Origin of the sequence: Fodinicurvata halophila (assembly GCF_042651425.1) — a bacterium.
GTDB classification, from domain to species: domain Bacteria; phylum Pseudomonadota; class Alphaproteobacteria; order Kiloniellales; family DSM-21159; genus Fodinicurvata; species Fodinicurvata halophila.
Window position 1 is genome coordinate 151,544 of sequence record NZ_JBHSCW010000011.1, and the last position, 26,011, is coordinate 177,554.

26 protein-coding genes are annotated in these 26,011 nt (G+C 61.5%); 9 read left to right on the forward strand and 17 right to left on the reverse strand.

All coding sequences use genetic code 11. The features are described from left to right. Positions 1-24: 24 nt before the first annotated feature. The gene (locus tag ACFOW6_RS16885; RefSeq protein ID WP_382423601.1) at positions 25-837 is read right to left on the reverse strand and encodes a transporter substrate-binding domain-containing protein; all 813 of its coding nucleotides are present in this window, start codon (positions 835-837) and stop codon (positions 25-27) included. Positions 838-1,158: 321 nt separating this feature from the next. Here ACFOW6_RS16885 and ACFOW6_RS16890 point away from each other — a divergent pair, with 321 nt between their 5' ends. From ACFOW6_RS16890 to ACFOW6_RS16915, 6 genes are all read left to right on the forward strand, one after another. Next, positions 1,159-2,418 (forward strand): sarcosine oxidase subunit beta family protein, encoded by a 1,260-nt coding sequence (locus ACFOW6_RS16890; protein WP_382423602.1) that lies wholly within the window; start codon positions 1,159-1,161, stop codon positions 2,416-2,418. A gap of 51 nt (positions 2,419-2,469) precedes the next feature. Beyond that, positions 2,470-2,766, forward strand: coding sequence for a sarcosine oxidase subunit delta (locus ACFOW6_RS16895; protein WP_382423603.1), 297 nt, complete (start codon positions 2,470-2,472; stop codon positions 2,764-2,766). Further along, complete coding sequence (locus ACFOW6_RS16900) at positions 2,763-5,762, forward strand: sarcosine oxidase subunit alpha family protein (RefSeq protein ID WP_382423604.1); 3,000 nt, start codon at positions 2,763-2,765, stop codon at positions 5,760-5,762. Before ACFOW6_RS16895 ends, ACFOW6_RS16900 begins: the two co-directional genes overlap by 4 nt. Next, complete coding sequence (locus ACFOW6_RS16905) at positions 5,755-6,330, forward strand: hypothetical protein (RefSeq protein WP_382423605.1); 576 nt, start codon at positions 5,755-5,757, stop codon at positions 6,328-6,330. Before ACFOW6_RS16900 ends, ACFOW6_RS16905 begins: the two co-directional genes overlap by 8 nt. Positions 6,331-6,385: 55 nt before the next feature. Then, entirely contained in the window at positions 6,386-7,384 is a 999-nt protein-coding gene (locus ACFOW6_RS16910; RefSeq protein ID WP_382423606.1) for a LysR family transcriptional regulator, read from the forward strand. Between the two features lie 138 nt (positions 7,385-7,522). Then, on the forward strand, positions 7,523-7,981 hold the full coding sequence (locus tag ACFOW6_RS16915) for a YcgN family cysteine cluster protein (RefSeq protein WP_382423607.1): 459 nt from the start codon (positions 7,523-7,525) through the stop codon (positions 7,979-7,981). Positions 7,982-8,100: 119 nt separating this feature from the next. Here ACFOW6_RS16915 and ACFOW6_RS16920 read toward each other — a convergent pair whose 3' ends face one another. Then, positions 8,101-9,174: a tartrate dehydrogenase gene (locus ACFOW6_RS16920; RefSeq protein ID WP_382423608.1), complete on the reverse strand. Its 1,074-nt coding sequence runs from the start codon at positions 9,172-9,174 to the stop codon at positions 8,101-8,103. A gap of 298 nt (positions 9,175-9,472) precedes the next feature. Here ACFOW6_RS16920 and ACFOW6_RS16925 point away from each other — a divergent pair, with 298 nt between their 5' ends. Continuing rightward, on the forward strand, positions 9,473-9,676 hold the full coding sequence (locus tag ACFOW6_RS16925) for a cold-shock protein (RefSeq protein WP_382423609.1): 204 nt from the start codon (positions 9,473-9,475) through the stop codon (positions 9,674-9,676). Here ACFOW6_RS16925 and ACFOW6_RS16930 read toward each other — a convergent pair. The 8 genes from ACFOW6_RS16930 to ACFOW6_RS16965 all read right to left on the reverse strand — a co-directional run bounded on the left by ACFOW6_RS16930 (position 9,664) and on the right by ACFOW6_RS16965 (position 16,440). Beyond that, positions 9,664-10,041, reverse strand: coding sequence for a hypothetical protein (locus ACFOW6_RS16930; protein WP_382423610.1), 378 nt, complete (start codon positions 10,039-10,041; stop codon positions 9,664-9,666). The two genes, ACFOW6_RS16925 and ACFOW6_RS16930, sit on opposite strands and share 13 nt — an antisense overlap. 115 nt (positions 10,042-10,156) lie before the next feature. After that, the gene (gene proX / locus ACFOW6_RS16935; RefSeq protein ID WP_382423611.1) at positions 10,157-11,191 is read right to left on the reverse strand and encodes a glycine betaine/L-proline ABC transporter substrate-binding protein ProX; all 1,035 of its coding nucleotides are present in this window, start codon (positions 11,189-11,191) and stop codon (positions 10,157-10,159) included. A gap of 138 nt (positions 11,192-11,329) precedes the next feature. Then, the gene (locus ACFOW6_RS16940) at positions 11,330-12,322 is read right to left on the reverse strand and encodes an ABC transporter permease (RefSeq protein WP_382423612.1); all 993 of its coding nucleotides are present in this window, start codon (positions 12,320-12,322) and stop codon (positions 11,330-11,332) included. 57 nt (positions 12,323-12,379) lie between these two features. Then, the gene (locus ACFOW6_RS16945) at positions 12,380-13,600 is read right to left on the reverse strand and encodes a quaternary amine ABC transporter ATP-binding protein (protein WP_382423613.1); all 1,221 of its coding nucleotides are present in this window, start codon (positions 13,598-13,600) and stop codon (positions 12,380-12,382) included. A gap of 471 nt (positions 13,601-14,071) precedes the next feature. After that, a complete protein-coding gene (locus tag ACFOW6_RS16950; protein ID WP_382423614.1) occupies positions 14,072-14,269 on the reverse strand; it encodes a CsbD family protein in 198 nt (65 codons plus the stop codon). 129 nt (positions 14,270-14,398) lie between these two features. Continuing rightward, positions 14,399-14,914 carry a CC0125/CC1285 family lipoprotein gene (locus tag ACFOW6_RS16955; RefSeq protein WP_382423615.1) on the reverse strand — a complete coding sequence of 172 codons (516 nt, stop codon included), beginning with the start codon at positions 14,912-14,914 and terminating at the stop codon, positions 14,399-14,401. Between the two features lie 5 nt (positions 14,915-14,919). Beyond that, positions 14,920-15,735 (reverse strand): 2-oxo-tetronate isomerase, encoded by an 816-nt coding sequence (otnI, locus tag ACFOW6_RS16960; protein WP_382423616.1) that lies wholly within the window; start codon positions 15,733-15,735, stop codon positions 14,920-14,922. 18 nt (positions 15,736-15,753) lie between these two features. After that, entirely contained in the window at positions 15,754-16,440 is a 687-nt protein-coding gene (locus tag ACFOW6_RS16965; RefSeq protein ID WP_382423617.1) for an L-fuculose-phosphate aldolase, read from the reverse strand. A 111-nt stretch (positions 16,441-16,551) separates the two neighbouring features. On the opposite strand from ACFOW6_RS16965, the gene ACFOW6_RS16970 reads away from it, so the two are divergent. Beyond that, complete coding sequence (locus tag ACFOW6_RS16970) at positions 16,552-17,211, forward strand: haloacid dehalogenase type II (RefSeq protein WP_382423618.1); 660 nt, start codon at positions 16,552-16,554, stop codon at positions 17,209-17,211. A gap of 183 nt (positions 17,212-17,394) precedes the next feature. After that, complete coding sequence (locus tag ACFOW6_RS16975) at positions 17,395-18,420, forward strand: YeiH family protein (protein WP_382423619.1); 1,026 nt, start codon at positions 17,395-17,397, stop codon at positions 18,418-18,420. 5 nt (positions 18,421-18,425) lie between these two features. Here ACFOW6_RS16975 and glpK read toward each other — a convergent pair whose 3' ends face one another. The 7 genes from glpK to ACFOW6_RS17010 all read right to left on the reverse strand — a co-directional run bounded on the left by glpK (position 18,426) and on the right by ACFOW6_RS17010 (position 26,010). Beyond that, positions 18,426-19,931: a glycerol kinase GlpK gene (gene glpK, locus ACFOW6_RS16980; protein WP_382423620.1), complete on the reverse strand. Its 1,506-nt coding sequence runs from the start codon at positions 19,929-19,931 to the stop codon at positions 18,426-18,428. Between the two features lie 110 nt (positions 19,932-20,041). After that, on the reverse strand, positions 20,042-21,763 hold the full coding sequence (locus tag ACFOW6_RS16985) for an ABC transporter substrate-binding protein (RefSeq protein WP_382423621.1): 1,722 nt from the start codon (positions 21,761-21,763) through the stop codon (positions 20,042-20,044). 78 nt (positions 21,764-21,841) lie between these two features. Further along, positions 21,842-22,126 (reverse strand): DUF2160 domain-containing protein, encoded by a 285-nt coding sequence (locus tag ACFOW6_RS16990; protein WP_382423622.1) that lies wholly within the window; start codon positions 22,124-22,126, stop codon positions 21,842-21,844. Between the two features lie 12 nt (positions 22,127-22,138). Then, the gene (locus ACFOW6_RS16995) at positions 22,139-22,936 is read right to left on the reverse strand and encodes a carbohydrate ABC transporter permease (protein WP_382423623.1); all 798 of its coding nucleotides are present in this window, start codon (positions 22,934-22,936) and stop codon (positions 22,139-22,141) included. Further along, entirely contained in the window at positions 22,933-23,814 is an 882-nt protein-coding gene (locus ACFOW6_RS17000; RefSeq protein ID WP_382423624.1) for a carbohydrate ABC transporter permease, read from the reverse strand. Before ACFOW6_RS17000 ends, ACFOW6_RS16995 begins: the two co-directional genes overlap by 4 nt. A 4-nt stretch (positions 23,815-23,818) precedes the next feature. Then, positions 23,819-24,904: an ABC transporter ATP-binding protein gene (locus tag ACFOW6_RS17005; protein WP_382423625.1), complete on the reverse strand. Its 1,086-nt coding sequence runs from the start codon at positions 24,902-24,904 to the stop codon at positions 23,819-23,821. Positions 24,905-24,921: 17 nt separating this feature from the next. Continuing rightward, positions 24,922-26,010, reverse strand: a complete 1,089-nt coding sequence (locus tag ACFOW6_RS17010; RefSeq protein ID WP_382423626.1) for an ABC transporter ATP-binding protein — start codon at positions 26,008-26,010, stop codon at positions 24,922-24,924. Between the last annotated feature and the right edge of the window lies 1 nt (position 26,011).

Consider the following 26,011-nt stretch of genomic DNA (forward strand, 5'->3'; position numbering starts at 1 on the left):
CCGCCGTATCAGGCTACCAGGATATCAGTTACCCTCGTATTTCTCGTGCATCCGCTTGGCGTACGGCGTGTTCTTGATGCCGTATTCGTCCTCGAGTTCGAGGATCTTTCCGGAGGCATGCCAGTCGATCACGACGTCTTCCAGCATCTCACGGAAATTGTCCTCGCCGTCTGCCACAGCAAGACCCCAGGGGGACTCGTCGATGGTTTCCAGCGGCATCTCGAATTCGGACCATTCGTCCTTCTCGAGTTGCCCGAGAAGTGCTGCGTCGTCATAGACGAATGCCAGGCAACGGCCCTGCTGAAGTGCGGTATAGGCTTCCGCCGTCCCCTTGAACGCGATCAGTTCCGCGCCGTATTCCTGCTGGGTGCGACGGTTGTAGAAGGCGCCCTGGACGCCGCAGACCGGCTTGCCGTTCAGGTCATCCCACTCGGTGAACTCGGCCTTCTTGGGCGCCAGGATGTTGGTGCCCGAAGCATAGTGTCCCGGCTCCACGTAATCCACGACCTTCTCGCGTTCCTCGGTATTGGTCATGGTCGCGATCAGCACGTCGACCTTGCCCTGGTTCAGGAACTCCATGCGGTTGGACGCCACGACCGGAACCAGTTCCAGGTCGACATCCAGGCGCTCGGCCAAGTTCTCGGCCAGGTCGATTTCCAGGCCAGCGATATCGCCGTCATCGCTGCGATAGCCGAATGGAGGATAGTCAGCCTTGACACCGGCAATCAGAGTACCGCGTTCCTTGACGTCCTCCAGAACGTCAGCAAACGCGACGGAAGCGCTGACGCCGAGAGCGGCAACGCCCATGACCGTGGTTGTCAGTAGTTTCTTGAGCATCGTTAAATTCCCTGTTCTCTGTGATCTGGCCCGATTGGGCCATTATCAGAAAGGTGAAAGCATTGGGTGATTTTGGGCGTGAGTGCAACACGTCCAGTACAACCTCTTACCCTGTCTAACCAATCATTCCGGCAAAGACAACGCCTCGCAAGTCCTTGTAATGTGGAGATTGCATCCAGATTACGCGCAACGGGTCGGCAGAACCCCCATCCCTTATCCATCGTGAAAATCGATATAAACAAACGAAGAAACCGATGGGTATCGCACGACATGCTCGCTTGCGTTTATCTAGGGGCGGTTTACAGAGATCGGACAGCAGTCATGCATTTTTCCGCCTTCACCCTCGCACGCCAGGCCCTCAAGGGGCATCGCGGCTGGACGCGTACCTGGCGCGCCGTCGAGCAACCAAAGGAAAGCTATGATGTCGTTATCGTCGGCGGTGGCGGTCACGGCCTGGCCACGGCCTATTATCTTGCGAAGGAATACGGCATTCGCAATGTCGCGGTGATCGAGAAGGGCTGGATCGGCGGCGGCAATGTGGGCCGCAACACCACGATCGTGCGCTCCAACTACCTGCTTCCCGAGAACAATCGCTTCTACGAATGGGGCATGAAGCTCTGGGAAGGTATGAGCCGCGACCTGAACTACAATGTCATGTTCAGCCAACGCGGCGTGCTCAATCTCGCCCACACGCCCGCGCAGATGGAAGGCTTCATGCGCCGCGGTAACTCGATGCGGGTCAACGGGATCGATGCCGAGTTGCTGGATCGTGACCAGGTGGCCGCCAAGGTCCCCGGACTGGATGTCTCGGACAGGGCCCGCTTTCCGATCGCCGGTGGCCTGATGCAACCGCGCGGGGGCACGGCACGGCATGACGCCGTGGCCTGGGGCTATGCCCGAGGCGCCGATTCCCTGGGCGTCGATATCATCGAGAACTGCGAGGTCACGGGTTTCCTCTTCGACGGGGACCGGATCGTCGGCGTCGATACCGTCAAAGGACCCGTGAAGGCAGGCAAAGTCGGCGTCGCCGTCGCCGGAAACACCAGCCGCGTGCTCGCCAAGGCCGGCTTCGATCGCTTGCCGATTGAAAGTCATGTTCTGCAGGCTTTCGTTTCCGAGCCGCTCAAGCCCCTGATCGATACCGTCGTGACCTTCGGAGCCGGACACCTTTACATCTCCCAGTCCGACAAGGGCGGGCTGGTCTTCGGTGGTGACCTGGACGGCTACAATTCCTACGCCCAGCGCGGCAACATCCCGGTCATCCAGGACGTCGCCGCCATGGCGGTGGCCATGTTCCCCAACCTCTCGCGCCTGCACCTGTTGCGTCACTGGGGCGGCGTCATGGACATGTCCATGGATGGCAGCCCCATCATCGACAAGTCCCCGAAAGATGGTCTCTATATCAACGCCGGCTGGTGCTACGGCGGCTTCAAGGCCACCCCGGCTTCGGGCTGGTGTTTCGCCCACACCATCGCGCGCGATGAACCCCACGAGCTCAACGCCGCCTTCCGCCTCGACCGCTTCCGAACGGGTCGCACGCTGGATGAGAAAGGCGCCGGCCCGGTGCCGCGCCTGCACTGATTTCAACCCGATTCTCAAACCGACCGCTTTGCCCAATCAGGATATCAGGTCATGTACATAAACTGCCCATTCTGCGGCCATCGTCATCTCGAGGAATTCACCTATGAGGGGGACGCCACGATCACCTGGCCGGCACTCGAGACCCAGGACCTCGAGGCCTGGAGCGAGACGGTCTATCAGCGTCGCAATCCGGCCGGTCCGCACAGCGAATACTGGCAGCATGCCCACGGCTGCCGACAGTTCCTGATCGTCGAGCGCAACACCCTGACACACGAGATCCATCAGGTGGAAGTCGCGGGCCCCTGGGCCGGAGAAGCACAACAGGAAAGCCCGGAGATGGGTCAATGAGCGGATTTCGCCTGAACAGCGGCGGCCACATCGATCGCCAGCGCGAACTGCGCTTCACCTTCGACGGCCACCCCCTGAGCGGTTACGCGGGAGACACGCTGGCTTCGGCCCTGCTGGCCAACGGACAGAAGACCGTGGCGCGCAGCTTCAAGTACCACCGCCGCCGCGGCATCTATGCCGCCGGCTCGGACGAACCCAATGCCCTGGTCGGCCTGCGCCATGGCGCGCGACACGAACCGAACTGCCGTGCAACCGGCGTTGAACTCTACGACGGCCTGACGGCGGAGAGCCAGAATCGTTGGCCCAGCCTCGACTTCGATCTGGGTGCCATGAATGGCCTCTTCTCGCCATTCTTCGTGGCCGGTTTCTATTACAAGACCTTCATGGGCCCGACCCGCCATGCCTGGATGTTCTACGAGAAGCTCATCCGCAAGGCTGCCGGCATGGGCGAGGCCTCCCTGGAGCCGGATCCCGACCGCTATGACACGCGCCATGCCTGGTGTGACGTTCTGGTGGTGGGCGCCGGCCCAGCCGGCCTGGCTGCCGCAAGGGCAGCCGCAACTTCAGGCGCAAAGGTCCTGATTGCCGACGAGTCGCCCGATCCCGGCGGGTCCCTTCTGAGCGAAACCACAGAGCTGGATGGAAAGACAGGCTACGAGTGGGCCCGCCGGGAAATTCAGGTGCTGACGGATCAGCACGGTGTCGACTACCTGCCGCGTACAACCGTCTATGGCTACTACGACGACAACATCCTGGGCGCAGTGGAACGCGTCAGCGACCATCATCCCCTGCCCCGCGCCGGACAGCCGCGCCATCGCCACTGGATCATCAAGGCACGGCGCGTGGTGCTGGCCACCGGTGCTCTGGAGCGCCCGCTGGTCTTTGGCAACAACGATCTGCCCGGTGTCATGCTGTCCGGGGCGGTGCGTGACTATGCCAACCGTTACGGCGTTGCCGCCGGTCGCAACATCCTGGTCGCCACCACCAACGACAGCGGCTACCGTACCGCCATCGACCTGGCTCGGGCGGGCGTTAGAATCGCTTGCCTGGCGGATGGCCGCCGCGAACCGCCAGCCGACCTGGTGGCCGAGGCGGAATCGCTGGCAATTCCCGTGCGCTCCGGCAGCACCGTCCTGGCGGCGGAAGGCCGGAAAGCCGTGACGAGCGCCGTTCTGACGGAACTTGATGACGACGGACGCCCACGCGGAAAACAGGACAGCATCCAGGCCGACTGCCTGGCCGTCAGTGGTGGCTGGAGCCCGGTCATCCACCTGACGGCCCAGGCGGGCGGCAAGCCACGCTACGACGAGGAACGCGGTCAGTTCATGCCGGGCGAGGCCCTACAGGACTGGAGTGCCGCCGGCGCTCTTGGCGGTGCGGACAGCCTGGCCGACGCCTGGGAGCAAGGTGAGCAGGCCGGTGGCCGTGCCGCCGAGGCCTGCGGCCTGACACCGGCTGCGACATCAGGACGTCCCGACGGCCTGGAAAATCGCAAGCCCGGTCTCACACGCCTGCTCTTCCAAGTCGAAGGCGGCAAGGGCAAGGCCTTCGTGGACCTGCAGCATGACGTCACCGCACGGGACGTGAAGCTGGCGCACCAGGAAGGCTTCGTCTCGGTCGAGCACCTGAAGCGCTACACCACGCTCGGCATGGCTTGCGACCAGGGAAAGACCAGCAACATCAACGGGCTGGGCATGATGGCCTCGCTGCTGGACGTGCCACTGGATGTCGCCGGCACGACCCGATTCCGCCCGCCCTACACACCGGTTTCGCTCGGCGCCCTGGCAGGCCGGGCCACCGGTTCGAACCTGCGCCCCCTGCGCCGCACCCCGCTGCACGACTGGCACGTGGCGAATGGCGGCATCATGGTGGAGGTCGGCCTGTGGCAGCGCCCGCGCGCCTATCCGCAGCAGGGGGAAAGCCTAACCCAGGCCATACGTCGTGAAGCGCGCGCTGTTCGTGAAAAGGTCGGAATGACCGATGTCTCCACCCTGGGCAAGATCGAGATCAAGGGGCCGGATGCCGCTGACTTCCTCGATCGTGTCTACTCCAACCGCATGGGCAACCTGAAGGTCGGCCGCGCTCGCTATGGCCTTATGCTGCGAACCGATGGGATGGTCTTCGACGACGGCACGCTCTGGCGTATGGAGGAGAACCGCTATCTCATGACCACCACCACCGGCAACGCCGGAGGTGTCATGAAACACCTGGAGTTCCTGCTGGCCGCCGTCTGGCCAGAGATGAAGGTTCACATCACTTCGGTCAGCGATCTGTGGAGCGGCTGCGCCATCGCGGGACCGAACAGCCGTGCCGTGCTGCAGCGCTGCGTCACCGGTCTCGACCTGTCCAACGAAGCCCTGCGCCCGATGGACGTGAAGGCAGCGGAGATCGATGGTGCTCCGGTCTGGATCGCGCGGCTCAGCTATTCCGGCGAGCTGGCCTACGAGGTCTACACGCCCGCCTCGCACGGCGAAGCGGTCTGGACACACCTGCTGGAAAGCGGACGACAAGATGGCATCACGCCTTACGGCCTGGAAGCCCTGGGCTCCTTGCGTATCGAGAAGGGACACGTCGCCGGCCCTGAACTGGACGGGCGCACGACAGCCGACGACTTGGGGCTGGGTGGCCTGATGTCCAAGAAGAAGCATTTCCTTGGCGAGGCCCTGTCCAAACGCGAAGCCCTGCTGGAAGCCGACCGCCCCCAGCTGGTCGGGCTGGTGTCCAGCACCGGGCAGCCGATTCCGCCGGGCGCACAGCTGCTGGACAACCAGGCGGCACGCGACGGCACGCCGCCGCAGGATGCCCAGGGGCATGTCTCCTCGCCCACCTATGGCGCCGCGCTTGGCAACTATATTGCTCTGGCCTTGCTGCGCAACGGACGGGCCCGCCACGGCGAGGACCTCACGGCCGCCTCCCCTCTCACCGGTGAGAGCGTGCCCGTTGTCGTCGTCAGTCCCCACTTCTACGATCCCGAAGGAGCCCGGATGAATGCCTGAGGCCTCGCGTACCATCCTGAAGCGCTTTCCCAGCGACGCGGTAGCGGACACCCTGCTGCAGCTGCGACTGGAGGTGCCTCACTCCCTGTTGCAATGCATGGCCTGGCCTGGACATAAGGACGCCCTGACAGGGCACCTGAAACAGACACTGCCGTCGCTGTCCTGGCCCGACCCCGGACAGCTGCAGGAGCTGTCTGAAGGCGGACTTGTCTTCTCGACGGCGCCCGGCAGCGCCATGCTGCTGGACCTGGGCGCGGAGAACGCTCGCCAGCTTGTCAGCAACACACCCATGGACTCGGGATCGATCTTCGACCAGAGCGAGTCGCGCCTTCTGCTCGACATGCAGGGTACGGGGGTCCGCGGAGTTCTGGCCAGTGGCCTGACGGTCAACTTCGCCGCCTGGCCGGAGCGCTGTGCCGCGGCCACGATGCTCGATCATATCGACATCACGGTCTTGCGCAGACAGACCGACCACTTCAACCTGCTGGTAACCAGAAGCTATGCCCAGTCGCTGTGGGACTGGGTCTACGAGAGTGGATCGAATTTCCTTGCCCGCCAGGGCAGCTGAGGCCTAGAGAGATCCCGAAGCCGCGCCCCGCGGACTGCAATGGGCGGAGTATGACATGGAACTGCCGCACGGCTTTGACCTGCGCAGCCTTCGGGTTTTCCAGATCGTCGTCGAAGCCGGCGGCATGAGTGCGGCGGCCCGGCGTCTCTCGCTGACCCAGTCCACCGTCTCTCAGACCATCTCGAACCTCGAGGCAGCCCTGGAGACACGCCTCTTCGACCGGGACACCCGCCCCCTTGCCATGACCTCGGCCGGCGAGGAACTCTACGAGGCCACGCGACAGATTCTGCAGAAGGCCGCCGAGGCACTCGAGACAACACGCAGTGGCCATGACCAGGCGGGTCTCAGTTCGCTTACCTTCGCCATGGTGGAAAGCTTTGCCAACAGCATTGGTCCGCTGCTGCTGCATGACTGCATGCATCTGGCGCGGCGTTGGCGTATCTGGTCCGGAATCTCGCCGGACCACCAGCACTCGCTGATGACGCACGGCGTCGACATCGCTGTGATTGCCGGGGATGAACTGGACACCGTGGAAGGCCTGGAGCGTCATCTCCTGCTCAGCGAACCCTTCGTGCTGGTCTTTCCCGCGGACTTTCCCAACCCCGTGGATCACCTGCAGCCGATCGAGGAGTTGCCCTTCCTGCGCTATTCCCTGCGCAGTGCCATCGGCCGTCATATCGAGCGGCAGATCAACCGCCTGCGCCTGGACCTGCCCGCCTTTGCCGAATTCGACACGGCCACGGGCCACCTGGCGGCCGTGGCCAATGGCATGGGCTGGAGCCTGACCACCCCGCTCTGCCTGCTGCAGGAATCCCATCAGCTGCCGCACCTCCAGGTGATCCGTCTGGCCCGCGGCGGCTTCTCGCGCCGCCTCACCCTGATGGCCCGCAAGGGCGAACTCGGTCAGATACCGGAACGCCTGGCCGTCGCTGCCCGTCGTCGGCTGCACGAACGCTTCGGTGTGGCATTCGGCCAGGACTACGCCTGGCTTCTGGAAAGCTGCCGCATACCGAGTGAAGCTGTGAAGACACAGGACCCTGCGGGACAGACTTAGAGCGGTCGCTTGATTGGAGGCCCATCCATCGAAGGGGCGCTCTTCGTGTCCAACGACAGCAGACACACTCTCAGCCAAAGGGGAGCTGCAGACAGCGGGAATGCGTAGCCTTGTATCCTGAGTTAGAAATGGCCCTTGATGACGGATGACACCCAGCCCTTCTGGAAGCGGAAGACCCTGGCCGAGATGACCGAGGCCGAGTGGGAATCGTTGTGTGACGGCTGCGGGAAGTGCTGCCTGAACAAGCTCCAGGACCCGGACGATGGCGAGATCGTTCACACCGACGTGGCATGCAAGCTCCTGGAGCTCGGCAGTTGCCGCTGCAGCAGCTACGAGAACAGGCGGACGTACGTGCCCGATTGCATCAGCCTGACCCCGGAGAGCGTGCGGGAATTGTCATGGCTGCCGCCCACCTGTGCCTATCGTCTCATTGACGAGGGCAAGGACCTCTATGACTGGCACCCGCTCGTCAGCGGGCGTGCCGAAAGCGTGCATGAGGCCGGTATTTCCGCCCGGGGGCGCATCGTCTCGGAAAGGGATGTCCCCGAGACGAACTGGGAGGAACATATCGTTGCCTGGCCCGCGGAGGAGGACTGAGCCCTTCGACCCTAAATCTCCTGCCGAGGCCCGTCGGCGAGAGTGGATCAAGATCGCTTTGAAGCACAAGGCCTCAAACTGACACCGTGAATCCGCTCTCACTTCAATGTGAAGTTGCTCTACAGGGACATTCGTGCCGCGGATTCCGCAATGGCATAACCGAATTCCTGGGTGGTGGCATTGCCGCCCATATCAGGCGTGCGGACCTCGCTTTCCGCCAGCACGGTCTCGAAAGCCCGCTCCACGAGACGCGCCGCATCCGTTTCTCCCAGATGGTCCAGCATCATGGCTCCCGACCAGATCTGACCGATGGGGTTGGCAATCCCCTTGCCGGCGATGTCCGGGGCCGAGCCGTGTACCGGCTCGAACATGGACGGGTACTCCTTCTCGGGATTGAGATTGGCCGAAGGCGCGATGCCGATGGTGCCGGTGGCGGCCGGCCCCAGGTCCGAGAGGATGTCACCGAACAGGTTGCTGCCCACCACCACGTCGAACCAGTCCGGATTGCGCACGAAGTGGGCCGTCAGGATATCGATATGAAACTTGTCGGTGGTTACGTCGGGATAGGCCTTGGCCATTTCTTCGAAGCGCTCATCCCAGTACGGCATGGTATGAATGATGCCGTTCGACTTGGTTGCCGAGGTCACGTGTTTCCTGTGCCGCTGCTGTGCCAGCTCGAAGGCATACTTCAGCGCACGGTCAACGCCCTTGCGGGTGAAGATGCTTTCCTGAACGGCCACCTCCTCGTCGGTACCGGCATAGAGGCGCCCGCCGATTTCGGAATATTCTCCCTCATTGTTCTCGCGGACGATGTAGAAATCGATCTCTCCCGGACTGCGGTTGGCCAGCGGCGAGAACACGCCATGCAGAAGTCGAACGGGCCGCAGGTTGATGTACTGGCGGAAATGACGCCGGATCGGAATCAGCAGTCCCCAGAGCGAGACGTGATCCGGCACTCCGGGAAACCCGACGGCCCCCAGGAAGATCGCATCGTGATCGGCAATCTGATCCAGGCCGTCCTCGGGCATCATGCGGCCGGTCTGCTTGTAGAGCTCACAGCTCCAGTCGAAATGATCCCACTGGAACTCGATCCCGTAGCGCGCGCCGGCGACCTCAAGCACCCGGATCCCTTCATCCATGACTTCCTTGCCGATTCCGTCTCCGGGAATCACGGCAATGCGGTATTTGGCCATAGGGGCATCTCCTCCATATTCCGTTGGGCGCAACTTTCACGAAGGACCCCGGGTAAATCAAGAACCGGCTTGGTGGAAAAATAGCACGGACAGCCCTTTTCCACGTGCGAGCGCACAAAGGTCTTGACGGCTTCCCCATTTTGTCGCTTTATGCAGCTTGCAATCTGAGTTTTGGCCATTGCTACCGGCGTTTCTCATCGAGGCCCCTTCAAGCTATCCAAAAATCGAGGTTGTGCGCGGCGGCCGCCAACGGGCGAGCTGTCTGATTAGTAATCGCGTACATTAAGGAGGCCTAGACATGGCTAGCGGTACGGTAAAATGGTTCAACACCACCAAGGGCTACGGCTTCATTCAGCCGAACGACGGAGCTGCGGACGTGTTCGTCCACATCAGCGCTGTCGAGCGCGCAGGCCTGAACAGCCTGAATGAAGGCCAGAAGGTCAGCTACGAGATCGTGACGGAGCGCGGCAAGAAGGCCGCTGCCAACCTTCAGGTCGAGTAAGTGATCCGAAGATACGGCATCAAAACCGTATAGAAGAACGGCGGCCCTTCGGGCCGCCGTTTTTTATTGTGCGTCTGCCATGAGTGTAATCGGCCTGTGGGCGGACTTGAGAGATCGCCCCCGGCTACACCAACCGTCAAGTGGGGCCGCACCGGTCGGTCAAAGCAGTTAAAGTCGGTCAGGCTTGTGCTTCTGCAAGCCTGACGCCTGATGTCCCTTTTCCGGTTCGGCACAGTCGCTTTCGCGCTCGCGCCGTCGGCAGCATCACGTATCCGGTTCTTGGCCATCGGCTCGCGGTTTGCGCTCCACACTTCCTTCCCACATTCGGTCGCCATCACGCAGTTGCGCTTCACTTCACTCGTCATGACCTACTCATGGCAGAACCTGCGCCAGCAGGAGTGCGCCCATGCCGGGCCCACGAAAAAGGGGGCGGAGAAGATCTCCGCCCCCAATACTCACGAGGTTTGAACGCTCCACAGCTCAGTTGGCTGCGGCGCGGGCCTCTTCAAGCCAACCATCGACAGTGTCGCGGTTTTCCTCGATCCACTCCTGGGCGTGACGCTTGATATCTTCTTCGCTGTCCTCGCCCTCGTTCATCTTCGCGTTCTGCGCAAAGACGGCATCAAGCGGAATGGATGCGGTTTCCAGCAGCGTGGCCGCGGCCGGATTCTCCGCGAGGAATTCGCTGTTGGCCACCGGACGGATGTCGTTGGCTGGCCAGCCCATCTGGCAGGGGTCATCCACACAGCCTTCAACACCGGCGAGCTCCGTGGCGTCTTCCAGTTCCTTCTGCTCTTCAGGCAGATCGGGATGGTCCACTTCGATCCAGACCACATCCTCGCCTGGCGTCAGGACACCAACAGTCCAGTTCGGCGTCCAGGTGTAGAAAAGGATCGGCTCGCCGTTTTCGTAGCGGCTGATGGCATCAGCCATGGAAGCGCTGTAGCTGGCCTTGATGAGGTTGATGTGATCGCGGAGATTGTAGGCATCCATGTGATGCTCAATCACGGTCTCACAGCCCCAGCCCGGCGGACAGGCGACCATGTCGGCCTTGCCGTCACCGTTGGCGTCGAACGCTTCCTTGACCTCGTCGCGCTTGAAGTCTTCAAGGCTGGTGATGTCGTATTCCTCAGCGCTTTCCTTGTCGACGAGATAGCCCTGCAGCGCACCACCCTCGGCGACCATGCCGATCTTCTCAGCACCATCAGAAAAGGCGTCCTCGTAGGTGTTGTGCAGCGGGAACCAGCCCTCGACCCAGAAGTCGACATCGCCCTGGGCGACGGACTGATAGAAGGCCGGGTTGTCAAGTGTCGTGGGATCGGCAACCTCATAGCCGAGTTCACGAAGCATCTCGTTGTAAATGGCCGTTGTGAACCAGCCGGTATCCCAAGTCGGACGGGCCGGACTGACGCTCACGCCGTCACCGGGTTCGTCCTGGGCGGAAACTGCGCTCGCACCCATCACGGTGATGGCTGTCGCCAGCCCGGCGGCTTTTGCGATATCCCAGTACTTCATTTAATCCTCCTCGTTTGAAGGTTATCGGACAAGCCCGCAGCCATCCCATACTTGGCATTCCGCGAGCATAATCCGGCGTTTCCCTTGAAGAAACGCGTTTGGAACGCGGGCAGTAGGCGCCCGCTGCTCCATCTCTGTCTACTGCCGTTCATCGGCAGCTTGTCTGGACCTCATGAAAACGCGTTTGAGTGCGCCTGTGAAGGTCCAGTGTTCCTTTCGCTCGGATCCGCCATCACCCATGGCCTGGGTAATGCGATCCATGACAATGGCCAACAGAACGATTCCGATGCCACCGATGGCCGCGCGCCCGACATCCAGGCGCCCCAGACCGGTGTACACCGTTTCGCCCAGGCCACCGGCGCCGATCAGGGCGGCAATCACCACCATGGACAGCGCCAGCATAAGAGTCTGATTTAGACCCGCCATGATCGTACGCAAGGCCAAAGGCACCTGGATATCCCAGAGCACCTGACGCCGGGTGGCCCCGAACGCGAAGCCAGCCTCGACCATTTCCGCCTGCACCTGGCGGATTCCCAGGTTGGTGAAGCGGATGATCGGGGGCAAGGCGAAGATGATGGTCGCGATCACTCCGGGCACCAGGCCGACCCCGAACAGCATGACGATGGGCACCAGGTACACGAAGGGCGGAATCGTCTGCATGATATCCAGTACGGGCCGGATACCTGTGGCGAAGCGATCGTTGCGTGCCGCGGCAATGCCCATAGGCACCCCGACGATGGTACAGAATATGACAGCCGTCAGGACCATCGCGAAGGTGGTCATGGTGGGGTTCCACATGCCGATCAGGTCGATGAACAGCAAGGAAACCAAGGTGAATATGGCTATGTTCTTTCCGGCCACACGCCAGGCAAAAAGCGCGGCGACCAGAACAAAAAGCAGCATGGGAATCCACTGCAGGAACGCCTCCAGGTTCGTAAGCACCTGATCCACCGGCCACTGGATGGCCTGGAAGAACGGCCGGAAGTTCGGGACCAGAAAGTCCTTCACGAACCATTCGATCCAGTTATCCAACGGAAGCGTGTCATAATAGGACAGACTTAGGGAGTTCGGCAGATCCTCGATGAACCTGCCAAATGCACTGCTCTGTTCGCTTTCCGGCCCATTCGCCATAACTCGTAATTCTCCGGCTTTATTGTCTTGCGCAAAGTCGCTCTTGGATAAACCAGCCTACTTTGCAGCACCTGCAGGGGCCTTGTCCTGGCTTCCCGCTGTCGTCTCTTCGCTTACCAACTCATTGAAGACCTGTAATTGCTGCACGACCCCAAGAAGCTTGCCATCCTTTGCAACGACAGCCACGGGAATGCCCTCGGCAAACTGTTCATACAGCTCATAGAGCAAGCGATCCGGGTCGGTTTGAGGATAGTCGCTCTGCATAACGCTGGTGATCTGCGTATTGCCCGACACGTCCGCCAGCATGTCGCGCCTGACGTAACCAGCGGGCCCGCCCTTGTCGTCCAGGACATAGAGGCAGTCCTGGCCGGCCTCGTCCATGCGGGCCAAGGCAGTGGACGCCGTGTCCTTTCCGGCCTGAAGCGTGATCGACTGCTCCATGACCGATTCCGCGCGCAGGACGCGACCGCGATCCACGTCATGGGTAAAGGCCGAAACGTAGTCATCGGCCGGTGCGGTCACGATCTCCTCGGGCGGGCCGACCTGGACGAAGCGGCCGTCCTTCATAATGGCGATGTGATTGCCGAGTTTCAGCGCTTCGTGAAGATCGTGGGTGATGAAGATGATCGTGGTGGTGTACTTGGCCTGAATGCCGGCCAGTTCATCCTGCATCTCGCGTCGGATCAGCGGGTCGAGCGCACTGAACGGTTCGTCCATCAGCAGCACCTGCGGGTCCACGGCCAGGCCGCGGGCCAGGCCGACACGCTGCTGCATGCCCCCGCTGAGGCTGCTGGGATAGGCATCCGCCCAGGCATCCAGTCCGACCGCTTCCAGCGCCGCCATGGCTTTCTCGCGACGTTCCCGGCGCGAGACGCCACGCACCTTCAGGCCGTATTCCGCATTCTCGCACACGGTCTTGTGCGGGAAGAGAGCGAAGTGCTGGAAGACCATGGACATCTTGTTGAGGCGGAGCTGTCGCAGCGTCTCCTCATCCGCATCCGTGATGCTGTATCCATCAATGGAAATCTCTCCGCTGCTGGGCTCGATCAGCCGGTTCAAACAGCGGATCAGCGTCGACTTACCGGAGCCAGAGAGGCCCATGACGACGAAAAGCTCGCGCTCCCTGACAGTGAGCGAAACATCGTTGACGGCAACGACACTTTCGGTCTGGCGGAAAATCTCGTCCTTGGATACTCCCTGCTTCGCAAGCTCGATCGCCTGCTCGGGGTTTGGTCCAAAGACCTTGAAGAGGTTCTTTACAGTCAGTTTGTCCGTCACGGCTTTTCCGATATCCAGTTTTTTCCGTTCAGGCGAGAGACAAAGAAAACCGCATGCGCAACCCACTGCGCCTGCATTCAACAGATGTGGAAAGAACTGCGGTATGGGATTGCGAGACGTAAATTGCCAAACCGCCTGTCATACCCTGTTTGTCATTCTTCAGAGCCACGGTTCGTCCCGTCAGCCTGTCTATTTTATGTCACAGTATAATAGGTAACGACAGCGTCTTTTCAAGAAACGACAGGACTTGCCGGGAATCGGCTAATTGGATGACGGCTCGAGAAGCCCGGAAAACTGCGTTTGCCGAAGGGGGCTGGCCAGTGAAATTTCTTTCGCTCAGACCTTCTCTCCCTTGCTCGGAGAAGGGCTGAAACCCGATAGCAATCACCCTGGAGCGCTGTACGTGACTCCAGGGTGATTATTTAGCGTTGAAAATGCTTTAGAGATATATAAAGGAATAACCAAGCATGGTCAGGAACGTTCCTCCCATGCACGCACTTCCTTTTCGGCTGCCTCCCGCACAAGGCCATACCGCTCCTGGATCCGTCCGATCAGCTGATCGCGTCGTCCGGCCACCACGTCCAGGTCATCGTCGGTCAGCTTCCCCCAGTGCTCCTTGACCTTGCCACGAAACTGGCGCCAGTCGCCCTCGATGATATCCCAATTCATATCCGCACCTCTTCAATTGCTTGGGTCGATCACATCGCCGGCATTCAGTGATGTCAGCGCAACCTGCACTTGGGATCACGTAAGCGGATCAACGAATGGAATATCCGTGACGTTTCGAGGGCGAACAGATCAATTTTCACCCTTGCGAACGAGTTCCGGACCCAGCTGATCCATGACTTCGCGCGCATCATAGGCCCAGCTGTCCTTCTCGGGCGTCTCGCCGCGATACAGGACGATATCGGCATAGGCCCTGTAACGTGTAACGGGGCGTGCCGTGCTGGTGGACAACCCCACGCCGAAACCGCCGCCGCCATAACCATAGAAGCCATAGCCCGGTGGCCAACCGGCATAGGGCGTGCCGCTGCCATAATAGGATGTGCGCGGCTCGGTATCCCGGGCCGTCATCACGAAGTAGTCGTAGCCGTTCTGAAGGGTGAGCTCGGAGGCACGATAGAGCAGATAATCCTCGACCCTTTCCCGCGACGTCGCACTGTTCCCGGAATAGGAAACGCGGTAGCGATTCTCCTCCAGCTGCTGCTCCGAATAGCCATACCCCCCACCCTCGGCCGGGGTATAGACCGACGGCGCGGTACTACAGGCCGTCAGAAACAGAAAGACAGCTGCAATCGGGATCAGGCGTTTCATGGAGCTTAATGTAATTGCTCCTTTTCCCCAGGCAAGCGGGGAGAAATCCCGTACTCCCGCGCCCACTCCAACCCTTCGAGGGTTCCGCTCGCCGGGTGATATTCGCATCCAACCCAACCGTCGTAGCCAAGCGCGTCCATTACATTGAAAAGATAGGGATAATTGACCTCCCCCACGGACGGTTCATGGCGCCCGGGAACCCCTGCAACCTGTATGTATGAGATCTGTGGCAACTGCTCCTCCAAGTGCCTCTCCAGGTCTCCCTCCATGATCTGACAGTGATAGAGGTCGAACTGCAGCCTCAGATTCTCCGCCCCGACTTCTCGCAGGACCGTCATTGCGTCGTCCTGATGGCTCAGGAAATAGCCCGGCATGTCCCTCTGATTAATCGGTTCGATCAGCAAGCAGCAGCCCAATTTCGCCGCCTCCTCGCTCGCATGGCGAAGGTTGTCCAGATAGACCTCGCGGCAGGCCGCCAGCGGTTCGTCAGCGTGGGGAATGCCAGCCATGACGTGAAGGTGCCGGCAATCCAGAATGGCCGCATACTCCAACGCCTGCTGAAGTGTCTCCCGAAACTCCGCCTGGCGCCCCGGCAGGGCCGCCAGGCCCCGCTCGCCCGCGTCCCTGTCGCCCGGCGACAGGTTGAACAGTGTCTGTTGCAAACCCGCATCCTGCAGCCTTTGCGCCAGCTCCTTGGCCGGAATACTGTAGGGAGAGAGGTATTCGACGCCCGTGAATCCGCAGGCTGCCGCCACTTCAAAACGCTCCAGGAAGGGCCACTCCGTGAACATGAGGGATAGATTGGCGGCAAAACGCGGCATGTGACCTCCTGGAAAAGTTCAAGCGGATTCCTGTGAGTTGCCCTTCTGTGCTTCCGGACCATAGGACCGGAACTTCTCGACCACCCGGGCAATTTCCTCGTCGGAAAGAATGACAGGCTCTCCAACCTGCAGGCAACCATGATACTGGCACGCCAGCGTCTCGACCTCCACGGCCAGCCAAAGCGCCTTCTCGAGTGACGCTCCCACGGCAATCATGCCGTGGTTGGCCAGCAGACAGGCCGAACGTCCCTCGAGGGCCTGCAGGGCATTGTGTGAAAGACCCTCGGTGCCGAAGGTCGCATAGGGTGCACACCGGATATTCGGCCCGCCGGCGGCGGCAATCATGTAGTGGATCGCCGGTATCTCCCGACCGAGGATGGCGAGAATGGTGGCATAGGTCGAATGGACGTGGACAACGGCTCCCGTGTCCGGCCTGGCTTGCAGAATATCCCGGTGAAACCGCCATTCGCTCGAGGGTTTGTAGCGTCCGTGCGGCTGCCCTTCCCGATCCAGGAAAACCACGTCCTCAGGCTGCATCCTCTCATAGGGCAATCCGCTGGGGGTGATCAGAAGGCCGTCCTGCCAACGCAGGCTGATATTGCCGGAGGTTCCCTGGTTGAGGCCCAGCCTGTTCATCTCCAGACAGGCCTGGATAATCGCCGCACGCCGTTCCCGCTCTTCCGTGTCGTCAGCTGCCTGTCGCATCCCCTGGACCGCTTTCTTTGCCTCAAGCCCTTGTTCGGGCTATGACCTGTCCTCTGCAAGCTGTCAAGGTAAAGCCTGAAACGTCAACGACGCCAAAGAGAGGACCCTTCCATGACCGTCTGCCTGTTCGATGCCTACGGCACACTGCTGGATGTTCACTCTGCCGTGAAGCAGCATGCCGAGGCCCTGGGCCCCCAGGCCGAATCCATTTCCGCACTCTGGCGCAGCAAGCAGTTGGAATATTCCTGGGTTCACGGACTGATGGGGCAGCACCAGGATTTCTGGACGCTGACACAGCGTGCCCTCGATCATGCCCTGGCCGTCTACGGCATTGGGGACGAGGCCATCCGAAGCAACCTGCTGGATGCCTACCTCAATCTCGAAGCCTATCCCGATGCAGTCGCTTTCCTGCAGCATCTGAAGGACAACGATATTCCCACCGGCATCCTGTCCAACGGCTCCCCCGACATGCTCGAGCCAGCCGTCAAGGCAGCCGGATTGTCCGAACTTCTGGATACGGTCCTTTCGATAGAGGAGATCGGTATCTACAAGCCGGACCCCCGGGTTTACCAGATGGCATGCGAGCGGTTTTCCGTGGTGCCCTCGTCGGTGATCTTCATGTCCTCCAACCCCTGGGATGCCGCCGGCGCCGCCTTGTTCGGCTTCCGTGTGATCTGGGTCAACCGCAACGGCATGCCTCAGGAGTATCCCGACAGCCCCCCACTCGACGAGCTCGAGGATCTCTCGGCGCTGGCAAACCTTCTCGACTGAGGAGGAGGCCGAGTACCTGGGCACCTCCCGCATGCCAGGAATACGGCAAGAGCGATTTACGATGCCGGTATTCCGTGCATGATGGCGGCCAGACAGCCGCATGACGCGAAGCCTTGTCGAAAAATGAAATGATACTGGAAGACATACGGGACAGGACGGTCCCGCGGGGGAACAAGGATCACGATGTCAAGAACGCGAAAGGCCTCCGAGAAGCTGCGCAAGGGGTTCGAGGAACTGCCCAGCCTGCTGCCCGGGGTGCTGTTCAGCATCCTCGTGGCGATGGCCGCACACTTCATCACCGATCACTACGGCGGCCCCACCATTCTCTTCGCCCTGCTGCTCGGCATGGCCTTCAACTTCGTCTCGGCCGAAACCCGTTTTGCCGCCGGGGTAGGTTTCACGGCCCGGCAGGTGCTCCGGATTGGCGTGGCCCTGCTGGGCGCGCGCATCACAGTGGAGCAGATCCTGGCCCTGGGGTGGGAGGTCATGCTGGCCGTGGCCGCAGCTGTCGTGCTGACCCTTGTCTTCGGCGTCCTGGCGGCCAGGCTTCTTGGTCTCAACAGGCGCTTCGGCATCCTGTCCGCCGGCTCGGTGGCCATCTGCGGCGCCTCGGCCGCGGCAGCCATTTCCTCGGTGCTGCCCAACTACAAGGACAAGGAGCGGGATACCGTCTTCACGATCATCGGCGTCACCACGCTCAGCACCGCCGCCATGATCCTCTATCCCCTGATCGCCGGCATCTTCAGCTTCGACGACACCCAGACAGGCGTCTTCCTGGGCGGCACCATCCATGACGTGGCCCAGGTCGTGGGCGCCGGCTACAGCGTCTCGGACGAAGCCGGCGACACGGCGACGATCATCAAGCTGCTGCGGGTCGCCCTGCTGGTCCCTGTCGTTCTCGGTATTACCCTGGCCGCCCGGCAGATGTCCGAGGGCGGCGCAGGCGGCAAGGCGGGCAACCTGCTGCCCGGCTTCCTCGTCGCCTTCCTGCTGATCGTCGGCGCCAACAGCCTGACGCTGATCCCGGAAAGCCTTCAGGCGCTGCTGAGCGATGCCTCGCGCTGGTGCATCATCACGGCGATCGCCGCACTCGGCATCAAGACCTCGCTGGTTGAGATGGTGAAGGTCGGTGGCCGTGCCATCGGCATGATCGTGGCGGAGACGGTGTTCATCGCCACAATCGTGGTCGCCGCGCTGCTGACGATCTGAGCATTTCAGCCTGCAGCGTCCCGTACGAGGGTCCGCGAGACCGCATCGCGCCAACCTTCGTACTTGCGCGCACGGGTCTCTTCCGACATCTGCGGCGCAAACCGCCGGTCCAGCTGCCAATGCTTCGAGAAGGTACTCGGTTCGGAATAAAACCCGGCCTTGTATCCTGCCAGATAAGCCGCGCCGGACGCCGTGGTTTCCAGCACGGTGGGGCGATCCACTTGGGCATCCAGGATGTCGGCGAGAAACTGCATCATCCAGTCACTGGCCACCATGCCGCCATCGACGCGCAGGATCGTGTCGCCCAGCGAGCCGCCACCCCAGTCGCCGCGCATGGCTTCAAGCAGGTCACGGGTCTGGTAGCCCACCGCCTCCAGAGCCGCGCGCGCGAACTCGGCAACGCCAGTGCCACGGGTCAAGCCGAACATCGCACCACGCGCCCGGGAATCCCAATAAGGCGCGCCCATGCCCGTAAAGGCCGGCACCAGATAGACCTCCTGGTTGGGATCGGACCTGTCGGCCAGGTCGGCTGTCTCGGCCGCGGTTTCGATCAGTCCGAGTTCGTCGCGCAGCCACTGCACCGCCGCGCCGGCCACGAAGATGGACCCTTCAAGCGCATAGGTGGGCTTGCCGTCCAGCTGATAGAGCACAGTGGTCAGCAGGCGATTGCGTGAGATCACCGATTGCGCCCCTGTATTCAGCAGGGCGAAACAGCCCGTGCCATAGGTCGACTTGATCATGCCCGGCTCGAAGCAGGCCTGGCCCACCGAGGCGGCCTGCTGGTCGCCAGCCACCCCCAGAATGGGAATCGCGGCACCGAACAGCTCGGGCAGGGTCTCTCCGAATTCGGCGGCGGAATCCAGCACTTCGGGCAGCATGCTCTCGTAGGCGTTCAGGATCGAAAGTAGTTCCTGGTCCCAGCTTCCCTTGTGAATGTTGTAGAGTAGCGTCCGCGAGGCATTCGTGGCATCGGTTACATGCCGCTTGCCACCTGTCAGGCGCCAGATCAGGAAGGAATCCACGGTGCCGAAAACCAGTTCACCGCGTTCGGCGCGCGCCCGCGCGCCCTCCACGTTGTCCAGGATCCAGGCCACCTTCGTGCCCGAGAAATAGGAATCCAGCAGCAGGCCGGTGCGAGAGCGCACCTCGCTTTCGTGACCGGCCTTCTTCATGGCCGCGCATGCGTCGGCCGTGCGCCGGTCCTGCCAGACGATGGCCTTGTGGATGGCCTCGCCCGTGTTGCGGTCCCAGACCAGAGTGGTTTCCCGCTGGTTCGTGATCCCGATGGAGACGATATCCCCTGCAGAGGCCCCCGCCTTTTCCATGGCCTCGCGACAGGTCGCCAGCACCGAATTCCATATGTCTTCCGGATCGTGCTCGACCCAGCCAGAGCGCGGAAAGTATTGCTTGAACTCTTGCTGCGCGACGGCGGCTATCTGGTGTTCGCTGTCGAAGAGGATGGCGCGCGAAGAAGTGGTTCCCTGATCGATTGCCATCACATACTTAACCATGGCCTAGCCTCCCTGAACATCCACGCGGACACAGTTTGTAATGTCCATCCGGGCGACAGAAAAGGGCCGGAAGCCCTTTGTGACTTCCGGCCCAGGTTACGGGAAGGTGCTCAGTTCTCTTGAGCGTCCTGCCATTGTTGCACCAACTCGTCATACTTGACGGTCTGGCCCTGTGGTTTCTCGTTGTCCAGCTTGGGCTTCGGCGCCCCTTCCTGATCGAACCAGTATTGCGCATCGCGCGGTTCGTTCAGCTTGGGGCCGCAGTCGCCCTGAACGCCGGCACGCTCCAGGCGGGCCATGATGTCGTCCTGCTGTTGGGCCAGGTTGTCCATGGCCTCCTGAGACGATACCTCTCCGGTCACCGCCTCGGCCACGTTCTGCCACCAAAGCTGTGCGAGACGCGGATAATCCGGGACATTCACGCCAGTGGGGGTCCACTGGACGCGGGCGGGAGAACGATAGAACTCCACCAGGCCGCCCAGCTTGGGCGCCCGCTCGGTGAAGGACTCGTGCCGGATATCGCTGTCACGGATCGGCGTCAGGCCGACATGGGTCTTCTTCAGGCTGACCGTCTTGGCTACCGTGAACTGGGCATAGAGCCAGGCGGCCTTGCGGCGATCTGGCTCGGTGGCCTTCATCAGGGTCCAGGAACCGGCGTCCTGATAGCCCAGCTTCATGCCCTCTTCCCAATAGGGACCATGCGGCGAGGGGGCCATACGCCATTTCGGATTGCCGTCCTCGTCCACGACCGGCAGGCCGTCCTTGGCCATGTCGGCGGTAAAGGCAGTGTACCAGAAGATCTGCTGCGCGATGTTCCCCTGGGCGGGAACGGGTCCAGCCTCGGAGAAGGTCATACCGGCGGCTTCCGGTGGAGCATAGGCCTTCAGCCAGTCGATGTACTTCTGCAAGGCATAGACGGCAGCCGGACCGTTGGTGGCGCCTCCGCGCTCGACGGAGGAACCGGCCGGGCGGCATTCCTCCATACGAATGCCCCACTCATCGACGGGCAGTCCGTTGGGAATGCCCTTATCGCCAGCCCCGGCCATGGACAACCAGGCGTCGGTGAAACGCCACCCCAGCGAGGGGTCGCGCTTGCCGTAGTCCATGTGGCCATAGACCTGCTCGCCATCGATCTCGCCCACATGTTCGCTGAAGAACTCGGCGATATCCTCATAGGCCGACCAGTTGACCGGCACACCCAGTTCGTAGCCGTAGATCTCCTGGAACTGCTCCTGGAAATCCTCGCGCTGGAACCAGTCGTAACGGAACCAGTAGAGGTTGGCGAACTGCTGGTCGGGCAACTGGTAAATCTTGCCGTCCGGTCCCGTTGTGAACGAGATTCCCATGAAATCGTCGACATCCAGCATGGGATTGGTGACATCCGCGCCTTCGCCTTCCATGTAATCCTCGAGCGGAAAGACGGAATCATAGCGCGAGTGCGTTCCGATCAGATCGGAATCGTTGATATAGGCATCGTAGATACTGCGTCCCGACTGCATTTCAGTCTGCAGTTTCTCGATCACGTCACCTTCACTGATCAGGTCGTGGGTAACGTTGATACCGGTAATCTCGGCGAAAGCCTCGGCCAGCACGTTGGATTCGTATTCGTGCGTGGTAAGGGTTTCCGAAACCACATTGATATCCATGCCGCGGAAAGGTTCAGCTGCCTCGATGAACCATTCCATTTCCTTCAGCTGTTCTTCCTTGCTCAGGGTCGATGGCTGGAACTCCTCGTCGATCCAGCGCTCCGCCGCCTCCATGTCCGCCAGGGCGTTCTGAACGCCCAGGGCAAGTATCATGGCGGAGGCGGTGAAGAGGGTTTTTCTCAACATCAGATTTCCTCCCTTGTTTACTATTCTTCTACTCTTGCGGGCTTTACAATCGGGCGCCCGTTCACCCCCTTTATCGATCTAGACCCAGCGGAACACCGCCACCGCATAGAGGATGCTGAGCGCGGAGGCCCAGAGCAGGTTCAGATCGACAAAACCGATCCAGAGAACATGGATGTATGCGCTGCCCAGCAGCGAGATGAAAAACCGGTCGCCACGTGTCGTCGCGATGCCCAGGATGCCGACCCGCTCCATGGTTGGAGACACCTGCTGCCACAGGGACATGACCACCAACCCCAGCACGATGCCGGTGAAAAAAAGTCCCGTCTGCCAGGTCCAGGCCATCCATTGCAGGTTGATCTCCATAACGACTCTCCCTTACACGCGGCCCAGGGCAAAGCCCTTGGCGATGTAGTTTCGCACAAAGTAGATCACCAGCGCCCCAGGAATAATGGTCAGGACCCCGGCGGCCGCCAGCACGCCCCAATCCAGGCCCGAGGCCGAGACCGTGCGGGTCATGGTGGCCGCGATCGGCTTGGCCTCGACGGACGTCAGCGTGCGCGCCAACAGCAGTTCCACCCAGGAGAACATGAAGCAGAAGAAGGCCGCCACACCGATGCCCGAGGCAATCTGCGGCATGAATATCTTCACGAAGAATCTCGGGAAGGAATAGCCGTCGATATAGGCCGTCTCGTCGATCTCCTTCGGCACACCCGACATGAAGCCCTCCAGGATCCAGACGGCGAGCGGCACGTTGAACAGGCAATGGGCCAGCGCCACGGCAATATGCGTGTCGAACAGGCCCACCGAGGAGTAAAGCTGGAAGAACGGCAGGGCGAATACGGCAGGTGGCGCCATGCGGTTCGTCAGCAGCCAGAAGAAGAGATGCTTGTCGCCCAGGAAGCGGTAGCGCGAGAAGGCATAGGCGGCCGGCAGGGCCACTGCGACAGAGATGACCATGTTGAGCAGGACATAGATCGTCGAGTTGATGTAGCCCGAATACCAGGACGCATCCGTGAAGATGACCAGATAATTGTCCAGTGTCGGATTGAGTGGAACCGGCGACAGGACTGAGAGGATTTCCTGGTTGGTCTTGAAGGACATGTTGACCAACCAGTAGATCGGGATCATCAGCAAGACGATATAGATCGTCGGGATCAGCCAGCGCCCTTTCATAGGTTCATCTCCATTTCCTCGCGCCGCTTGGCCGTCATCACCGTGTAGAACACCCAGGACAGCGCCAGGATGATCAGGAAGTAGATGATGGACATGGCGGCGGCCCGGCCCAGATCGAATTGGCCGATGGCCATCTTGACGAGATCCACGGACAGGAAGCTGGTGGCACTTCCCGGCCCGCCCCCGGTCACCACGAAGGGCTCGGTGTAGATCATGAAGCTGTCCATGAACCGCAGCAGGATGGCGATCACCAGGACCCTGCGGATCTTGGGCAGCTGGATATGGCGGAAGACCGCCCAGCGCGAAGCGCCGTCAATCCTGGCGGCCTGGTAGTAAGCCTCGGGGATCGAGCGCAGGCCGGCATAGGCCAGCAGCACGACCAGCGACGTCCAGTGCCAGACGTCCATCAGGACCACGGTCACCCACGCGCTCAATGGATCCGTGGTGTAGTTGTACTCGAGTCCCAGGCTGTTCACGGTCCAGCCCAACAGGCCGATGTCGACACGCGCAAAGATCTGCCAGATGGTGCCGACCACATTCCAGGGAATGAGCAGCGGCAGGGCCATGAGGACGAGACAGACGGACACCCCGATGCCTCGACGGGGCATGGAGAGCGCGACGATCACGCCCAGCGGCACCTCGATCAGCAGGATCAGCCCGGAAAAGAGGAACTGCCTCCAGAGCGCGTCCTGGAAACGGCTGGAATTGAGGATATCCTCGAACCAGACGAGACCCGACCAGAAGAACTCGTTGCTGCCGAAGGTGTCCTGAACGGAATAGTTGACCACGGTCATCAGCGGGATCAGCGCACTGAAACAGACGATCACCACGACCGGCAGGACGAGAAACCAGGCTTTCTGGTTGACCTTGCGTTCCATGGTCTCAAGGCCTCCCTTCGCTCAGATGCCCGTCCACATAGAGGTGCAGGCGCGCCGGGTCGAAGCTCACCCCGGCCGTATCGGACGGCACCTCGCTGCCTTCGGGAAGGATTGCCGCCACCTGTTGTCCGGCAAGGGTCAGCTTGGCGATACGATAGCGCCCCACATCGTCGATACGCTCCAGTCGCGCCGGCATTCCCTGGTCGGGACCGGTGACCGTGACGAACTCGGGCCGGACACCCAATTGCACCTGTTTGCCGCCTGCCTCGGGCAGGCTGTGACCGCGCGGCAGGGTCATCTGGTGGTCTCCGACGTAGGCGCGATTGCCCTCGACATGGCAGTCCAGCACATTCATGCCGGGAGAGCCGATGAAGTAGCCGACGAAGGTATGTGCGGGTTTCTCGAAAAGCTCTTCCGGTGTGCCGATCTGTACGACTTCCCCCTCGTACATCACCACCACCTTGTCGGCGAAGGTCAGGGCCTCGGTCTGGTCGTGGGTCACATAGACCATGGTGTGATTGAATTCCTTGTGCAGCTGTTTCAGCTGGCCGCGCAGGAGCCACTTCAGATGCGGATCGATCACCGTCAGCGGCTCGTCGAAGAGAATTGCGTTCACATCCGGGCGCACGAGCCCGCGACCAAGCGATATCTTCTGCTTCATGTCCGCGGTCAGGTTCTCAGCCCGACGCTTGAGCCTGTCGGTCAGCTCCAGCATTTCCGCGACGTCCCTCACCCGTCGATCGACTTCGGCCGCAGGGAATTTCCGGTTGCGCAGCGGGAAGGCCAGATTGTCGTAGACCGACATGGAATCGTAGATCACCGGGAACTGGAAAACCTGTGCGATATTGCGCAGTTCGGGGGAATCGTGCGTCACGTCCCGGCCATCGAACAGCACCTGACCCTGGGTCGGTACCAGCAGGCCCGAGATAATGTTCAGGAGCGTGGTCTTGCCGCAGCCCGAAGGTCCGAGCAGGGCATAGGCACCGCCCTCTTCCCAGACATGGGTCATCTGCTTGAGGGCGTAGTCCGCCCTGTCCTGCGGGCGGCTCAGATAGGAATGCGCCAGGTTGCTGAGTTCGATGCGCGCCATGCCCTTTCCTCCTGCCCCTATGCCGCCGCCTGCATGGCCGGCGAGGCCACCAGCTGTTCGTCCGGACCGAACACGAAAAGCCGCCCGGGATCTATATGGACAGCCAGCCTGTCGCCGGCGGCAAGATCCTGCACACCATGCGCCAGCACCACCCAGCGCTCTGCCGAGTAGCTGACATGAACAAAGCTCTCCGAGCCCGTGATTTCGGTCACCGAAACCTCGGTCATCACCTCCAGGGCGCTGTCCGAGGGGCGCTCCAGGTAAAGATGATGGGGCCGCATCCCCAGGGTGTAGGCCCCCTCCGAAAGGCTCTGCAACAAGCCCGTGGCCGGCACGAACGAACCATCCGGCAACCTTACCTGACCGCCCTGCAGGTCCACCTTCAGAAGATTCATGGGCGGATCCGAGAACACCTGGGCCGTCAGCAGGTCATGCGGGCGACGATAGACCTCGAGCGTCGGCCCGAATTGCGTGACCGCCCCTTCGTGAAGGGTGGCGGTGTTGCCGCCCAGCAGCAGAGCCTCCGTGGGCTCGGTCGTGGCATAGACCAGGACCGTGCCGCTCTCGCTGAACACCCGCGGCAGCTCCTCGCGCAGCTCCTCGCGCAGCTTGTAGTCGAGGTTTGCCAACGGCTCGTCCAGCAGCACGAGATCGGCCCCCTTCACCAACGCCCGGGCCAATGCCGTGCGCTGCTGCTGACCGCCCGAGAGTTCCAGGGGCGTGCGTTGCAGCATATCGGTGATCTTCAACAGTTCCGCGGCCTCGCGGACCTCGCGGTCGATCTCCTCCTTCGGGCGCCTGGCGACGCGCAAGGGAGACGCAATGTTCTCGTAAACCGACAACGTGGGATAGTTGATGAACTGCTGATAGACCATGGCCACGTCGCGCTTGCGCACCGGCACGCCGGTCACATCCCTGCCATTGGCCAGAACACGCCCCGATGTGGGCTCGTCCAGGCCGGCCATGAGGCGCATCAGGCTGGTCTTCCCGGACAGGGTCGGCCCCAGCAGGACATTCAGGCTGCCGGGGTCCAGCTTCATGGAAACCGAACGAATGTGCGTTTCGGATCCCACCACCTTGCTGACCTCGACAAGCTCCACTGACATG

Excerpts from the sequence above, each read along its gene's own strand:
- ACFOW6_RS16885 (WP_382423601.1), bottom strand. The coding sequence starts at position 837 with ATGCTCAAGAAACTACTGACAACCACGGTCATGGGCGTTGCCGCTCTC.
- ACFOW6_RS16890 (WP_382423602.1), top strand. The coding sequence starts at position 1,159 with ATGCATTTTTCCGCCTTCACCCTCGCACGCCAGGCCCTCAAGGGGCAT.
- ACFOW6_RS16895 (WP_382423603.1), top strand. The coding sequence starts at position 2,470 with ATGTACATAAACTGCCCATTCTGCGGCCATCGTCATCTCGAGGAATTC.
- ACFOW6_RS16900 (WP_382423604.1), top strand. The coding sequence starts at position 2,763 with ATGAGCGGATTTCGCCTGAACAGCGGCGGCCACATCGATCGCCAGCGC.
- ACFOW6_RS16905 (WP_382423605.1), top strand. The coding sequence starts at position 5,755 with ATGCCTGAGGCCTCGCGTACCATCCTGAAGCGCTTTCCCAGCGACGCG.
- ACFOW6_RS16910 (WP_382423606.1), top strand. The coding sequence starts at position 6,386 with ATGGAACTGCCGCACGGCTTTGACCTGCGCAGCCTTCGGGTTTTCCAG.
- ACFOW6_RS16915 (WP_382423607.1), top strand. The coding sequence starts at position 7,523 with ATGACGGATGACACCCAGCCCTTCTGGAAGCGGAAGACCCTGGCCGAG.
- ACFOW6_RS16920 (WP_382423608.1), bottom strand. The coding sequence starts at position 9,174 with ATGGCCAAATACCGCATTGCCGTGATTCCCGGAGACGGAATCGGCAAG.
- ACFOW6_RS16925 (WP_382423609.1), top strand. The coding sequence starts at position 9,473 with ATGGCTAGCGGTACGGTAAAATGGTTCAACACCACCAAGGGCTACGGC.
- ACFOW6_RS16930 (WP_382423610.1), bottom strand. The coding sequence starts at position 10,041 with ATGACGAGTGAAGTGAAGCGCAACTGCGTGATGGCGACCGAATGTGGG.
- proX (WP_382423611.1), bottom strand. The coding sequence starts at position 11,191 with ATGAAGTACTGGGATATCGCAAAAGCCGCCGGGCTGGCGACAGCCATC.
- ACFOW6_RS16940 (WP_382423612.1), bottom strand. The coding sequence starts at position 12,322 with ATGGCGAATGGGCCGGAAAGCGAACAGAGCAGTGCATTTGGCAGGTTC.
- ACFOW6_RS16950 (WP_382423614.1), bottom strand. The coding sequence starts at position 14,269 with ATGAATTGGGATATCATCGAGGGCGACTGGCGCCAGTTTCGTGGCAAG.
- ACFOW6_RS16955 (WP_382423615.1), bottom strand. The coding sequence starts at position 14,914 with ATGAAACGCCTGATCCCGATTGCAGCTGTCTTTCTGTTTCTGACGGCC.
- otnI (WP_382423616.1), bottom strand. The coding sequence starts at position 15,735 with ATGCCGCGTTTTGCCGCCAATCTATCCCTCATGTTCACGGAGTGGCCC.
- ACFOW6_RS16965 (WP_382423617.1), bottom strand. The coding sequence starts at position 16,440 with ATGCGACAGGCAGCTGACGACACGGAAGAGCGGGAACGGCGTGCGGCG.
- ACFOW6_RS16970 (WP_382423618.1), top strand. The coding sequence starts at position 16,552 with ATGACCGTCTGCCTGTTCGATGCCTACGGCACACTGCTGGATGTTCAC.
- ACFOW6_RS16975 (WP_382423619.1), top strand. The coding sequence starts at position 17,395 with ATGTCAAGAACGCGAAAGGCCTCCGAGAAGCTGCGCAAGGGGTTCGAG.
- glpK (WP_382423620.1), bottom strand. The coding sequence starts at position 19,931 with ATGGTTAAGTATGTGATGGCAATCGATCAGGGAACCACTTCTTCGCGC.
- ACFOW6_RS16985 (WP_382423621.1), bottom strand. The coding sequence starts at position 21,763 with ATGTTGAGAAAAACCCTCTTCACCGCCTCCGCCATGATACTTGCCCTG.
- ACFOW6_RS16990 (WP_382423622.1), bottom strand. The coding sequence starts at position 22,126 with ATGGAGATCAACCTGCAATGGATGGCCTGGACCTGGCAGACGGGACTT.
- ACFOW6_RS16995 (WP_382423623.1), bottom strand. The coding sequence starts at position 22,936 with ATGAAAGGGCGCTGGCTGATCCCGACGATCTATATCGTCTTGCTGATG.
- ACFOW6_RS17000 (WP_382423624.1), bottom strand. The coding sequence starts at position 23,814 with ATGGAACGCAAGGTCAACCAGAAAGCCTGGTTTCTCGTCCTGCCGGTC.
- ACFOW6_RS17005 (WP_382423625.1), bottom strand. The coding sequence starts at position 24,904 with ATGGCGCGCATCGAACTCAGCAACCTGGCGCATTCCTATCTGAGCCGC.
- ACFOW6_RS17010 (WP_382423626.1), bottom strand. The coding sequence starts at position 26,010 with ATGTCAGTGGAGCTTGTCGAGGTCAGCAAGGTGGTGGGATCCGAAACG.